The sequence below is a fragment of the Polynucleobacter sp. AP-RePozz3-80-G7 genome, assembly GCF_018882145.1.
GTDB lineage: Bacteria > Pseudomonadota > Gammaproteobacteria > Burkholderiales > Burkholderiaceae > Polynucleobacter.
This window is the reverse complement of sequence record NZ_JACVPC010000002.1, coordinates 143,156-156,261: the sequence shown is the minus strand read 5'-3', so window position 1 is coordinate 156,261 and position 13,106 is coordinate 143,156. Positions and strand designations below refer to the sequence as shown.

Genomic DNA, 13,106 nt, shown 5'->3' with positions numbered 1-13,106 from the left:
AATAAATATGCCTCAATACAATCCACCCCTCCGCGATATTCAATTCGTTATTCATGAAATGCTTGATGCCGGCAAAGAGTTCGCTTCTCTGCCTGCATACCAGGATGTTGATAAAGACACCATGAATCAGATCATTGAAGAGGCCGGCAAATTTGCTAGTGAGATCGCCTTCCCTTTGAATCAAATTGGCGATCAAGAAGGTTGTACGCGACATGAGGATGGGTCAGTTACGACCCCTGCTGGCTTTAAGCAGGCTTATGAGCAGTATGTTGCGGGTGGTTGGCCTGCTTTGTCATGCGATCCCGCATATGGTGGCCAAGGATTGCCGCAACTACTCAATACTGTTCTGTATGAGACCTTAAATTCTGCTAATCAATCTTGGACAATGTATCCAGGTCTGTCGCATGGTGCGTATGAATGTCTACATGCGCATGGTACTGAAGAACAGAAAAAAACTTATTTAGAAAAATTGGTATCTGGTCAGTGGACTGGAACCATGTGCTTGACTGAGCCACATTGCGGTACTGACCTTGGATTACTGAAAACAAAAGCCGAGCCACAGGCTGATGGCACTTACTCTATTAACGGAACCAAGATTTTTATCTCTAGCGGCGATCATGATTTAGCTGAGAACATTATTCATCTTGTTCTGGCACGTCTACCAGACTCCCCCATTGGAAGCAAAGGCATCTCTTTATTTGCTGTTCCTAAATTTCAGGTTGGAGCCGATGGTTCAATTGGTAAAGCCAATGCGGTGTCTTGTGGCTCCCTAGAACATAAGATGGGCATTCATGGCAATGCCACTTGCGTTATGAACTTCGATGGCGCTATTGGCACCCTTGTGGGCGAACCGCACAAAGGCCTTAACGCAATGTTTGTGATGATGAATGCGGCTCGTCTTGGCGTAGGTATGCAAAGTCTTGGCTTAACAGAGGTGGCATATCAAAACTCTGCTACTTATGCCAAAGAGCGTTTACAAATGCGTAGCTTAACTGGGGCTAAGGCACCCGAAAAGGCGGCTGATCCGATTATTGTTCATCCGGATGTTCGTAGAATGTTGCTCACCCAAAGAGCTTACGCAGAAGCTGGTAGAGCCTTCTCTTACTGGGTGGCCCTCATGATTGATAAAGAACTTAATCATCCTGATGAAAAAGTTCGTAAAGAAACAGGTGAGATGGTAGCCCTACTCACCCCAATCATTAAAGCCTTCTTAACCGATAACGCATTTACTGCAACAAACGAAGGCATGCAGGTATTTGGTGGTCATGGCTATATTGCTGAATGGGGTATGGAGCAATATGTTCGTGATGCTCGTATCAATATGATTTATGAGGGCACCAACACCATTCAATCTCTTGATCTCTTAGGTAGAAAAGTTCTTGGAGATATGGGCAAGAAGCTTACCAAGTTTGGCAAAATCATCGAACAGTTCATCGAAGATGAAGGTGTGCGCAAGGAAATGCAGGAGTTTATTGATCCACTCTCTGATATCGCCGTCAAGGTAGAAAAACTCACCAAAGAGATTGGCATGAAAGCTATGATGAATCACGAAGAAGTGGGTGCTGCTGCCGTACCTTACTTACGTGTTGTGGGTCACTTGATTTACTCATACCTCTTTGCGCGGATGGCAAAAATTGCTTTAGCCAATAAGGCTAGCAAAGATCCTTTTTATGAAGCGAAATTGGCTACTGCCCGCTTCTACTTTGACAAACTCCTTCCTGAGACAGCCATGCTGATCCGTCAAGCACGTGCTGGCTCTAAATCGTTAATGGCTATGCCTGCTGATTTTTTCTGAGAGACTAAATATGAGTGATAACAAGATTATTAAGAAAGTAGCCATCCTAGGCGCTGGCGTGATGGGCGCTCAGATTGCTGCACAATGTATTAATGTAGGGTTGCCTGTAGTGTTGTTTGATTTGCCGACGAATTCTGAAGATGGCAAACCTTCTAATAAGAATGCAATTGCCATTAAAGCGATTGAGAATCTTAAAAAGTTAAAGCCGGCACCTTTGGGTTTATCTTCAGAAGCCAATCTAATTACTCCAGCAAATTATGAGGACGACTTAGGTCTTTTAGCGGGTTGCGACCTCATCATTGAAGCCATTGCAGAGCGTCTCGATTGGAAGCATGCTCTCTATGAAAAAGTAGCGCCACATATTCCGGCGCATGCTCTGTTTGCTACCAATACCTCAGGCCTTCCTATCGGCGAACTTGCCAAAGGTTTTTCTGGTGATCTGAAGAAGCGCTTCTGTGGCGTGCACTTCTTTAACCCACCTCGGTATATGCATTTACTAGAGCTCATTCCAGCGGCAGACACTGATCCCGCCGTATTGGATGCACTTGAAACCTTTATGACTTCCACGATGGGCAAAGGGGTTGTGCGCGCTAAGGATACCCCGAACTTTATCGGCAACCGTGTAGGTGTTTTCTCGATCCTGGCAGTGTTTGCAGAGGCACAAAAGTTTGGCCTAGGCTTTGATGAAGTTGATGCCATTACCGGCAGCAAACTTGGACGTGCTAAATCAGCTACCTTTAGAACCAGCGATGTGGTTGGCTTGGATACTATGGCCCATGTCATTAAGACCATGGAAAATGCATTACAAGGCGATTCCTTCTCTGCCCTATTTAAAACGCCTGAAGTGGTTAGTCAACTCATTGCAAAAGGTGCGCTGGGACAGAAAACCAAAGCAGGTTTTTATCGCAAGGACGGGAAGAATGTTCTTGTATTGGATGCTGTCACCGGTGAATACAAACCATCTACCGCAACGATTGAACCGCTGATTGAGCGCATTCTGAAAAAACCAATTGCAGAGCGACTTGCATTGCTACGCGAGACCGATGAACCTCAAGCTCAGTTTTTATGGGCTATCTATCGGGATATCTTCCACTACTGTGCGATTCACCTTGGTGAGATTGCGCAATCTGCTCGAGAAATCGACTTCGCGATGCGCTGGGGTTATGGTTGGAATTTAGGCCCCTTTGAGGACTGGCAAGCAGCTGGCGTTACGCAAGTAGCTAATTGGATTAAAGAGGATATTGATGCAGGCAAAACACTAAGCAAAGAGCCTTTGCCCGCATGGATCTTTAGTGGACCAGTTGCTGATAAGCAAGCTTTCCATACGCCTGAAGGTTCATGGTCTGCATCTGAGAATAAATACATTCCCCGCTCTGCTTTGCCGGTATACCAAAAGCAAGTATTTAGGGCGCCACTGTTAGGGGATGGCTCTCCTGATCCTAAAACAGCGGGCACCACTGTTTTTGAGAACACGGACTTCCGAGCTTGGGTAGATACCAATCAGCCTGAGGTGTTGATTGCCTCATTCCGCTCGAAGATGAATACCTTCAGCCCAGACGTATTAAGTGGCCTACAAAAAGCCGTTGAGATCGCAGAAGCGAACTATGCAGGATTGGTGATCTGGCAACCCACTTCATTGAAGCTAGGCACGCCTGGTGGGCCCTTTTCTGCAGGTGCTAATCTAGAAGCTGCAATGCCTATGGTCATGAAAGGCGGCCCTGCTGGAGTTGAGCCGTTCGTAAAAGAGTTTCAAGATACGATGATGAAAATCAAATACTCCCAAGTGCCTGTAGTTGCCGCAGTCTCTGGTATTGCCCTAGGGGGTGGTTGTGAATTAGTTCTCCAATCTGCGCGCAGAGTTGCTGCTATGGAAAGCTATATTGGTCTGGTGGAAGTTGGTGTTGGCTTATTACCTGCTGGTGGCGGACTTAAAGAAGCAGCCATTCGTGCGGCTCAAGGCGTTGCGCTTGCTGGGAACACCAATTATTTGGATTTCACCAAAGCCGCTTTTGAAAATGCTGCAATGGCTAAGGTTTCTTCATCAGCTCAAGAAGCAATGAAGATGGCTTACCTCCAAAAGGGTGACATTATCGTTGCAAACGTTTATGAATTACTGGCTTTGGCACAAGATCAAGTCAAAGCAATGCGCTACTCCGGATACAGACCTCCTATACCAACCTTAATACCGGTTGGTGGCCGTTCTGTTGCCGCCACCGTGATGGGTCAAGTAGTCAATATGCGTGACGGTGGCTTTATCTCTGAACACGATGCGCACATTGCTCAGAAGATCATTCAGATCATTACTGGTGGCGATGTCGATGCAGGAACGCTTGTTACTGAAGAGTGGCTGCTCAAACTAGAGCGCCAGGCATTTGTGGAGCTCATTGGTCACCCTAAATCCATGGAACGGATTATGGGCATTCTCCAAACTGGCAAGCCTGTTAGAAACTAATTTACCGAGATATCACTATGAAAAATATTCAAGACGCATATATCGTTGCTGCCACTCGCAGTGCCGTTGGTAGATCTGGGCGAGGTGCATTAAAAAATACTCGTCCGGATGACTTACTTGGCAACGCCTTGCAACATATTCTGACGCAAGTACCCACCCTAGATCCCAAAGCTATTGAGGATGCCATTATTGGCTGTGCCATGCCAGAAGGTCAACAAGGATTGAATGTGGCCCGCATTGGTTTACTCCTAGGTGGGCTACCAAATACTATTGGCGGTATTACTGTCAACCGTTTCTGCTCGTCTGGGTTAAATGCCATTGCTATGGCAGCTGACCGCATTCGGGTTGGCGAGGCGGATGTGATGATTGCTGGCGGTGTTGAGTCAATGAGTATGGTTCCCATGGGTGGCAACTCTCCATCGATGTCACCAGAAATCTTTATGGCCGATGAAAACATTGGTATTGCTTACGGTATGGGCTTAACCGCCGAGAAAGTTGCGCAACAATGGAAGATCAGTCGCGAAGATCAAGATGCTTTTGCATTTGATTCTCATCAAAAGGCTATGGCCGCACAAGCCGCCGGTGAATTTAACTCTGAAATCTTTCCCGTCAAGGTTGCCCATCGCTCGATGAATCTGGATAAAGGCCAAGTGGATATACAGTGGCGTGAATTTTTGAAAGACGAAGGCCCACGGATCGATACCTCGCTTGAAGGATTAGCGAAACTCAAATCTCCATTCGCCGCTAGAGGTAGCGTAACCGCTGGCAATAGCTCACAAACCTCTGATGGTGTTGGCGCACTCATCTTAGCCAGTGAAAAAGCGATCAAGACCTTTGGCCTCACTCCTTTGGCACGTTTTGTAAGTTTTGCCGTCAAAGGCGTTGCCCCGGAGATTATGGGCATCGGCCCTAAAGAGGCTATTCCAGCTGCGTTAAAACTGGCTGGACTCAATTTGCAGGATTTGGACTGGATCGAGTTAAACGAAGCGTTTGCAGCCCAGTCTTTAGCGGTCATTCGAGATCTTGGTTTGGATCAAAGCAAAGTCAATCCTTTGGGTAGCGCCATTGCTCTTGGTCATCCTTTGGGCGCAACAGGCGCCATCAGAGCTGCAACAGCGATTCATGCCCTACAGAGACGCAATCTTAAACATGCCATGGTGACGATGTGCGTTGGTACCGGTATGGGCGCTGCTGGAATATTTGAGCGTTGCTAATCAGCTTTTATCAAAAATAGGAGACATCAGAATGTTAAAAAAACAAATCATTCTATCGGCCTGTATTCTTGGTCTGATTGCTGGCAATACGTATGCTCAAGCTACCGATCCAGCTATTGGGGTTTGGAAAACAATTGACGATAAAACCAATCAACCGGCTTCCTTAATTAAGATTGAAGAGGCCAATGGGTTTTTACAGGGCACCATCATCAAAACATTCCCAGCCCCAGGCGAAACGCCGCTAGTTTATTGCAATCTGTGCAAAGATGATCGTAAAGATAAGCCTCTCATTGGCATGAAAATCATGAGTGATCTTAAGCAAGATGGGTCGGGTACTTGGTCAGATGGAAAAATCTTAGACCCAAAGAATGGCGAAACCTACAAAGTTAAGGTTGCAACTGAAGATGGCAAAAAGATGGATGTCCGCGGCTATATTGGCATTCCATTATTAGGTCGCACCCAAGTTTGGTACAAAGCTGAGCAGTAATCTACAGATCATTTAAAAAATATGAGCAATCAACCTCTTCCAGAAGTTCTACGCAAACATTTGGCGGATGGTAATTTACCCGTCATTGCAGCCCCACTTTTTATTATCAGCAATCCTAAATTAGTGATTGCCCAGTGCAAAGCGGGTGTGATTGGCTCTATGCCAGCCCTCAATGCCAGACCTGCTGAACAGCTTGAAGAATGGTTGATTGAAATTACTACTGCCTTAGCGGAATACAACAGAGAACACCCGGATAAGCCAGCCGCACCTTTTGCCATTAATCAAATTGTGCACAAGAGCAACGATCGTCTTGAACATGATATGGCGCTATGCGTCAAATACAAAGTACCCATCATCATTACCTCCCTTGGTGCACGCGAAGAAATTAATACTGCCGCACATAGCTATGGCGGAATCGTATTGCATGACATCATCAATAATGCTTTTGCTAAAAAGGCGATAGAAAAAGGTGTTGATGGCTTAATTGCAGTTGCAGCTGGTGCTGGTGGACATGCCGGCATTAAAAGTCCTTTTGCATTAATTCAGGAAATTCGGGAATGGTTTAAAGGACCATTAGTACTGAGTGGCTCCATTGCTACTGGCGGTGCAGTTTTAGCAGCCCAGGCCATAGGCGCTGACTATGCGTATATTGGCTCTGCATTTATTGCCACTGAAGAAGCGCGTGCAAGTGAGGCCTATAAGCAAGCAGTGGTTGATTGCAACTCAGATGACATTATCTTGAGCAACCTTTTTACTGGTGTTTCTGGGAACTATTTAGCACCCTCTATTCGCAATGCTGGCTTGGATCCAGATAATCTTCCAGAAAGCGATCCGAGCAAAATGAATTTTGGTGGCGCAGCCCAGAAAGCCTGGAAAGATATTTGGGGCTGTGGTCAAGGTATTGGCGCCGTAAAAGCAGTTACGCCTACAGCGCAGTTTGTTGCTCGATTAAAAGTTGAATATGATCAAACTAAAGCAATTTTGCTTAAAGGTGCAGCGTAGATCACATGATTAATCACCATCTGTCTGACGGGATTCTGAAGATATTACTGAACCGTTCTGAGAAAAAGAACGCATTTACTAATGCAATGTATCGTGAACTTACACAGATACTCTTTGATGGAGATCAAAACCCTCAAGTGAAGGTGATGTTGATCTCTGGGGCTGGCAATGCCTTTTCAGCAGGTAACGATATTGTGGATTTCATGCAATCGCCGATTACACATGAAGATGCGCCACCCATTAATTTGTTAAAGGCGCTAGCAGGACTAACTAAGCCTTTAATCGCAGCAGTTGATGGAGTTGCGGTTGGCATTGGGGCAACATTACTGTTTCATTGCGATTTGGTATACGCGCAGAAGAATGCTCGTTTTATATTTCCTTTCGTTTCCTTGGGCTTGGTTCCAGAAGGTGCCGTCTCTTTATTGCTACCACGCCTCGTGGGCCATCAAAAGGCTTCAGAAATATTGCTTTTTGGTGAACCCATCAGCGCTGATGAAGCCCATCAAATTGGATTTGTAAACAAAGTAATTTCAGAACCATCTGCACTACCTTATGCGGAGCAGAGAGCCAAAAAACTAACTACCTTATCCTCCGGATCAGTCTCAAGAACGAAGTCTTTGTTAAAAGAGGGTGAACTTAAGGCTGCAGTACTCAATCAAATTGATATTGAAGGCAAGCACTTCATCGATAGACTCCATAGTCCAGCAGCAAAAGAAGCGCTGACCTCCTTTTTAGAAAAGCGCACCCCCAATTTTGATGGGCTAGATTAGCGACCTGCTCGGATCAGGTCTACTGCTTTTTCAGCGATAGCAATGATGGGAGCATTAGTATTGCCTCCGATTAGGGTTGGCATGATCGAGCCATCAACCACCCTTAGCCCCTCCATGCCATGAACTTTTAAGTTTGCATCAACTACTGCCATTGCATCATGGCCCATCTTGCAGGTGCCCACTGGGTGATAGACCGTATCAGCCCGCTCCCGAATAATCTTCCGAATGTCATCATCTGTTTTTACATTAGGTGTAAAGACATCTTTTTTGCGTATCTTAGTAAACGAGGGGGCATCCATTAGTTGTTTGGTCAGCTTATAACCTTTAACTAGGGTTTCCAAATCCTCTTCTTCAGCCAAAAAAGCTGGATCAATTAATGGTGCGTCTTGCATACTGTTACTAGCTAGCGTAATCTGCCCACGGCTCTTAGGCCTCAGAACGCATACATGACACGAATAGCCATGGGCCATATGTAATTTACGAGCATGATCTTCCACTAAGCTAACTACAAAATGCAATTGCACATCTGGCGCCTCAAGACTGGGATCTGTTTTGAGGAAGCCGCCCGCCTCTGCAAAGTTGGTGGCAATCATACCTTCGCGTGAACGAACATACTTGATAATTTCACCAGTCAATTTAACCGCACCACCTAAAGAAATGCCGATCAGATCAAGGCTATCTGCTGAATAGCCAAAAATAAAGTCTGGATGGTCTTGAAGATTTTGACCTACACCAGGCAAATCATGGATAACTGGTATATCGAATTTCTTTAACTCTTGAGCAGGCCCCACCCCTGAAACCATGAGTAATTGTGGGGAATGGAAGGCGCCTGCACACAGAATAACTTCTTTGTTAGCGCGCATGATGTGCTGTTTACCACCCTGCATATAGCTCACGCCCACAGCGCGCTTACCTTCGAACAAAATACACTCAACCTGAATACCAGTTTGCACATTTAAATTTTTTCGTTTACCCATATGGGGGTGTAAATAGCCACGCGCTGCACTCCAGCGCTCACCATTTTTATGGGTAACTTGATAAATCCCTAAACCCTCTTGCTCAGCACCATTGAAGTCTTCCGTAACCGGAAATCCGGCTTCCTTGGCTGCATTCAAATAGATTTGCTGAAAAGGATTATGTGACTGCAGATTTGATACAGATAAAGGGCCATCAATACCGTGGAAGGAATTCTGAATTGTGGTGTTGTTTTCGCTTTTCTTAAAGTAAGGAAGTAGCTCGTCATATGACCAGCCTATATTGCCAAGCGCTGCCCAGTGATCGTAATCAGAGCGATGCCCTCTGGTGTAAATCATGGCATTAATCGCCGAAGAGCCACCTAAACACTTTCCTCTGGGCTGATATCCTCGACGGCCGTTTAAGCCCTTCTGGGGTACCGTTTGAAAGGCATAGTTATTGATTGATGTGGGTAACATAGCTACGGCAGCCGCAGGCGTTTTAACGACCCAGCTATCACCATTACCGCCAGCCTCCAGCAATACAACGCTAGTGCCGGCATCCTCGCTAAGTCGTCCTGCCATCACACTACCAGCAGACCCACCACCTACGACAATGTAATCAAAGGCCTGAGACTTCATTGTTGATTACTCCAGTGATTCATCAGCTTTGATCTAGCTGAAGGCTGTATATTGATTTTGCTCATATCCCCAGCGTAATGGCGCACTACCCGTCTGTCCATTAAGGCAAACCAGAGGGGCGGGCAATACGCCAAGGTAATCATGGATGCATAACCACCTGGCAATTGAGGAGCCTCTCCAAAATGACGTAATGCTTGATAACGTCTAGTTGGATGAGCATGATGATCAGAATGGCGCTGTAGGTGATACAACAAAATATTTCCGACTATATGGTTACTGTTCCAAGAGTGCTCTGGTGCACAGCGCACGTACCCACCATTTTGATCTTTTTGACGTAACAGACCGTAGTGCTCTACATAGTTCACAACTTCCAACATCGAGGCAGCGTAGATGCCCTGAAGGACAAGAAAGATTAGCGCTGCCCATCCCAACCAAAATATGAGAGCACCGTACAAGAGAATCGTGAGAGACCAAGCTTGGAGATTTTCATTCTGAATACTCCAAACGACCCTCCCTTTTCTTTTTAAGCGTTCTCGCTCTAATTCCCATGCGGAAATTAGGCTGCCCAATACAGTACGCGGCAGAAATGCCCAAAAACTTTCCCCCATACGGGCGCTAGCAGGATCCTCTGGTGTTGCCACCCGCTTATGATGGCCGCGGTTATGTTCCACAAAGAAGTGGCCATACATACTGGAGGCTAATGCCAATTTAGAAAGCCAGCGATCTACGGACTCTTGTTTATGCCCTAACTCATGAGCAGTTCCAATGCCAATACCATTGGTAGATCCCACAGTAAATACTAAGGCGATGTAGGCATACCAATCTAAAGACTGAGTCGCTGCCAGCCAAGTTCCATAGACTGTGCCAATGAGCTGAAAGGGAACATAAAGCCAAACCAGCGCGCGATAAAAGAAATCTTTATTTAAGCTCTCGACAGCGGATTCCGGAGGATTGCTAAAGTCTTCACCAAAAGTCAGATCTAAGATAGGGATGGCGATATGAATGATGGCTGGGGCAAAAAGCAAATAGAGCCAATGACCGGTCAATACGAATGCCAGAATAGAGGCGGTAAAAGCAAATGGAATGGTTGGGCTCAATAACCAAAGCCAGCGCTTATCATTCCACTCTGGACCTTGGATTGTTGTTATGCCGTTCATAACCACATCTTAGCCTCCACTCAAAAAAATTTCTTGATTTGATAGCCTGCATTTTTAGGCGCCATGCTCAGAGTACCTTAGTGAAATCCCTAATGATGGAGCGCCATTAAAGCCTCATTAGTGACCGATAAGGGCCGATCCGAATGGAGGTTTAGATAACCAGATTAGGGGCATCAGCGCCACCAAAATGAGTCCTGCCAATAGCATTAGCTGATTGGTTGAAAGCATGTAGGCCTGAGAGGTAACCAAGTTATCAACTAAGGCATATCGCTGCATTTCTGTCATGCCGAGTTTGGCAGTTGTTTCCATCAATTGTTGGTATGCAAGATTCCCCGTCTGAATATTGCTCATGAGGTTCTCATGCTGTCTAATCGCATTGTCCTGCCAGAGCGTAGTGGCAACCGCTGTTCCTACACTGGCACCCACGTTTCTTAAAAAGTTAGAGATACCCGTACCAGAAGCAATTTGACTCCCCCTGAGCTGCGACATAGAAATTGCAGACATTGGCATGAAGAATCCTGCAATACCCACACCCATAATGAGGCGAGCAAACATCAGTGTTTTTTCATCGACGCCAGTTGTAAAGCCGGCAGCCATCCAGCACCCAATTGCCATGGCGGCAAATCCAATAGTGGCAATGATTCTCGCGTCAATACGATGGATATTGGCCCCAAATAAAGGGCCACAAAATAAAGCCAATACTCCAGTGATTGCCATGACCTTGCCAGAGTTAAATGCGGTATAGCCCAATTGGGTTTGCAGCCATAAAGGGCCGATCACAATGTAGATGTAAAAGGCAAAAGATCCTATCCCCAAGCAGATGGCAGAGGTACGAAAGTTCACCAGCCTAAATAAGCGCAAATCCACAATGGGGTGCTCTGCCCCCAACTCCCAGAGAACAAAGGCGACCCAAGAGATAAAGGAGATCGTTGCTAAAGTTGCAATGAATGATGATGACAACCAATCTAATTCACTACCCTTATCAAGTGCAATTTGCATCGAGGCGACAGCAGCAACTAGTAGCGCTATGCCAATAAGATCAATTTTCTCTTTAGAGGACTCAGGCTTTGGAGCGCCATACAACCAGTAAACCATCACAGCAACCAAAATGCCAAATGGCAAATTGATATAGAAAGCCCAACGCCACACCAAATTATCGGTAAGCCAGCCACCAATTAAGGGTCCTAATACAGGCGCCACTATGGTAGTTGTCGCCCAAATACCCAATGCCATACCCCGCTTTGCTGGCGGATAACATTTCATGATCAAGGTTTGGGAAAGCGGAATCATTGAAGCGCCAACAATGCCTTGCAAGATGCGCGAGATGACCAGCACCTCGAAGGATGGCGCCAACCCACACAGCATTGAAGCTATCGTAAAAAGTATTGTGGCAAAGATAAACTGACGTACCTCGCCAATTCTCTTGGCTAGAAAGCCGGTTAATGGCAAAAAGATAGCTTCGCTAACTGCGTAGGAAGTAATGACCCAGGTCCCTTGAGTTGGGCTAATAGCAAAATCTCCTGCAATCGTTGGTAAAGCAACGTTTGCAATGGACATATCAAGAACGTTCATAAAGGATCCCAAGGCAAAAGCCAAGGTTCCAAGTACCAGCTTATATCCCTTAAGAGGCTCTAGCTCAGGCGCACTCATAAGGGCTAATTATGGCTTCTTAGAGTTCGTCAATAGAGACTGAATATGGCGCTCAGCTTTATCAAATTGCTTTTGATAAATAGTAGTGTCACTAATGGGACCTTTATCCATCGCCTGTAGTGAACTACCATCGCGATCACTAGTATCGACTTTAACATTCATTGATAAGCCAATATTTAAGGGGTGCTTACTTAACTCATTACTATCCAGCGCGATTCTCACAGGTAAGCGCTGCACTACTTTTACCCAATTTCCTGTGGCATTCTGAGGTGGCAAAAGAGCTAAAGTGGAACCTGTTCCAGGGGCAAAGCCAACTACCTTGCCATGAAATTCCATCTTGCCTCCGTAGATATCAGATTCCAATTTCACCGACTGTCCAATGCGAATATTTTTAAGCTGATCTTCTTTAAAATTCGCATCAACCCAAATCTGATCGCCCGCAACCATCATTGCCAGTTGAGTGCCTGGAGCTACACGCTGGCCAACTTGAGCATACCGCTTTGCTATTGTGGCTTTAGCTGGACTTTGAACATCGACTCGAAGCAGATTGATGTAGGCTTGGCGGGCATTAGCCATCGCCTTTAGCAAGGCCAACTGAGAGTGTTCCAGCTCCTCTTTTGACACACTGGCATCGCCCTGTAAGACCTTACGCTTTTGGTAATCTGCATTCGCATTGCGCAAATCAATGTCTGCTTTTTCAGATGCAATCAGTACTTCTGTAGGGTCAACCCTAAAGAGTGTTTGGCCCTCCTCGACAGATTGGGTTTCAGAAACATTGACAGTAGCAATCGCGCCTTCTATTTGGGATACAACCTGAATCTGAGAACCTGCTACATATGCATCATCAGTAGATTCTGAATTACGGCTAAAAATAAGCCAGTACAGCAGTCCTAGAAGAAAGACGCCAACCAGGATCGCGAAAAAGATCTTGAAAGCTTTTGGTCGATTAAAACCGCCATTGTTTGTAGTAGTGTCCATGGATAT

Annotated in this window: 10 protein-coding genes; 6 read left to right on the top strand and 4 right to left on the bottom strand. The window is 45.9% G+C overall.

Going from position 1 to position 13,106, the window contains the following annotated elements:
• Positions 1-7 precede the first annotated feature (7 nt).
• Genes ICE90_RS06175 through ICE90_RS06150 form a run of 6 tightly spaced genes read left to right on the top strand, consistent with a single transcriptional unit; the run spans position 8 to position 7,720 of the window.
• Entirely contained in the window at positions 8-1,795 is a 1,788-nt protein-coding gene (locus ICE90_RS06175) for an acyl-CoA dehydrogenase C-terminal domain-containing protein (RefSeq protein ID WP_216191517.1), read from the top strand.
• Positions 1,796-1,805: 10 nt separating this feature from the next.
• Positions 1,806-4,247: a 3-hydroxyacyl-CoA dehydrogenase/enoyl-CoA hydratase family protein gene (locus ICE90_RS06170; protein WP_216191515.1), complete on the top strand. Its 2,442-nt coding sequence runs from the start codon at positions 1,806-1,808 to the stop codon at positions 4,245-4,247.
• A gap of 17 nt (positions 4,248-4,264) precedes the next feature.
• Entirely contained in the window at positions 4,265-5,461 is a 1,197-nt protein-coding gene (locus ICE90_RS06165; protein WP_216191514.1) for an acetyl-CoA C-acyltransferase, read from the top strand.
• 31 nt (positions 5,462-5,492) lie between these two features.
• A complete protein-coding gene (locus ICE90_RS06160) occupies positions 5,493-5,948 on the top strand; it encodes a DUF2147 domain-containing protein (protein ID WP_076023259.1) in 456 nt (151 codons plus the stop codon).
• 21 nt (positions 5,949-5,969) lie between these two features.
• Positions 5,970-6,950 (top strand): nitronate monooxygenase family protein, encoded by a 981-nt coding sequence (locus tag ICE90_RS06155; RefSeq protein WP_216191512.1) that lies wholly within the window; start codon positions 5,970-5,972, stop codon positions 6,948-6,950.
• Between the two features lie 5 nt (positions 6,951-6,955).
• A complete protein-coding gene (locus tag ICE90_RS06150) occupies positions 6,956-7,720 on the top strand; it encodes an enoyl-CoA hydratase (protein WP_216191510.1) in 765 nt (254 codons plus the stop codon).
• Here the strand turns inward: ICE90_RS06150 and ICE90_RS06145 are convergent.
• The 4 genes from ICE90_RS06145 to ICE90_RS06130 form a co-directional block, all read right to left on the bottom strand.
• On the bottom strand, positions 7,717-9,315 hold the full coding sequence (locus tag ICE90_RS06145) for a GMC family oxidoreductase (RefSeq protein WP_216191508.1): 1,599 nt from the start codon (positions 9,313-9,315) through the stop codon (positions 7,717-7,719). The two genes, ICE90_RS06150 and ICE90_RS06145, sit on opposite strands and share 4 nt — an antisense overlap.
• The gene (locus ICE90_RS06140) at positions 9,312-10,472 is read right to left on the bottom strand and encodes an alkane 1-monooxygenase (protein ID WP_216191506.1); all 1,161 of its coding nucleotides are present in this window, start codon (positions 10,470-10,472) and stop codon (positions 9,312-9,314) included. Before ICE90_RS06140 ends, ICE90_RS06145 begins: the two co-directional genes overlap by 4 nt.
• A 117-nt stretch (positions 10,473-10,589) precedes the next feature.
• Positions 10,590-12,122, bottom strand: a complete 1,533-nt coding sequence (locus tag ICE90_RS06135) for a DHA2 family efflux MFS transporter permease subunit (protein ID WP_216191504.1) — start codon at positions 12,120-12,122, stop codon at positions 10,590-10,592.
• Positions 12,123-12,131: 9 nt separating this feature from the next.
• Positions 12,132-13,100: an efflux RND transporter periplasmic adaptor subunit gene (locus ICE90_RS06130; RefSeq protein ID WP_216191502.1), complete on the bottom strand. Its 969-nt coding sequence runs from the start codon at positions 13,098-13,100 to the stop codon at positions 12,132-12,134.
• Positions 13,101-13,106 lie beyond the last annotated feature (6 nt).

What these genes read in the sequence shown, in the direction of transcription:
- ICE90_RS06175 (WP_216191517.1), top strand. Translation starts at nt 8, where the DNA reads ATGCCTCAATACAATCCACCCCTCCGCGATATTCAATTCGTTATTCAT.
- ICE90_RS06170 (WP_216191515.1), top strand. Translation starts at nt 1,806, where the DNA reads ATGAGTGATAACAAGATTATTAAGAAAGTAGCCATCCTAGGCGCTGGC.
- ICE90_RS06165 (WP_216191514.1), top strand. Translation starts at nt 4,265, where the DNA reads ATGAAAAATATTCAAGACGCATATATCGTTGCTGCCACTCGCAGTGCC.
- ICE90_RS06160 (WP_076023259.1), top strand. Translation starts at nt 5,493, where the DNA reads ATGTTAAAAAAACAAATCATTCTATCGGCCTGTATTCTTGGTCTGATT.
- ICE90_RS06155 (WP_216191512.1), top strand. Translation starts at nt 5,970, where the DNA reads ATGAGCAATCAACCTCTTCCAGAAGTTCTACGCAAACATTTGGCGGAT.
- ICE90_RS06150 (WP_216191510.1), top strand. Translation starts at nt 6,956, where the DNA reads ATGATTAATCACCATCTGTCTGACGGGATTCTGAAGATATTACTGAAC.
- ICE90_RS06145 (WP_216191508.1), bottom strand. Translation starts at nt 9,315, where the DNA reads ATGAAGTCTCAGGCCTTTGATTACATTGTCGTAGGTGGTGGGTCTGCT.
- ICE90_RS06140 (WP_216191506.1), bottom strand. Translation starts at nt 10,472, where the DNA reads ATGAACGGCATAACAACAATCCAAGGTCCAGAGTGGAATGATAAGCGC.
- ICE90_RS06135 (WP_216191504.1), bottom strand. Translation starts at nt 12,122, where the DNA reads ATGAGTGCGCCTGAGCTAGAGCCTCTTAAGGGATATAAGCTGGTACTT.
- ICE90_RS06130 (WP_216191502.1), bottom strand. Translation starts at nt 13,100, where the DNA reads ATGGACACTACTACAAACAATGGCGGTTTTAATCGACCAAAAGCTTTC.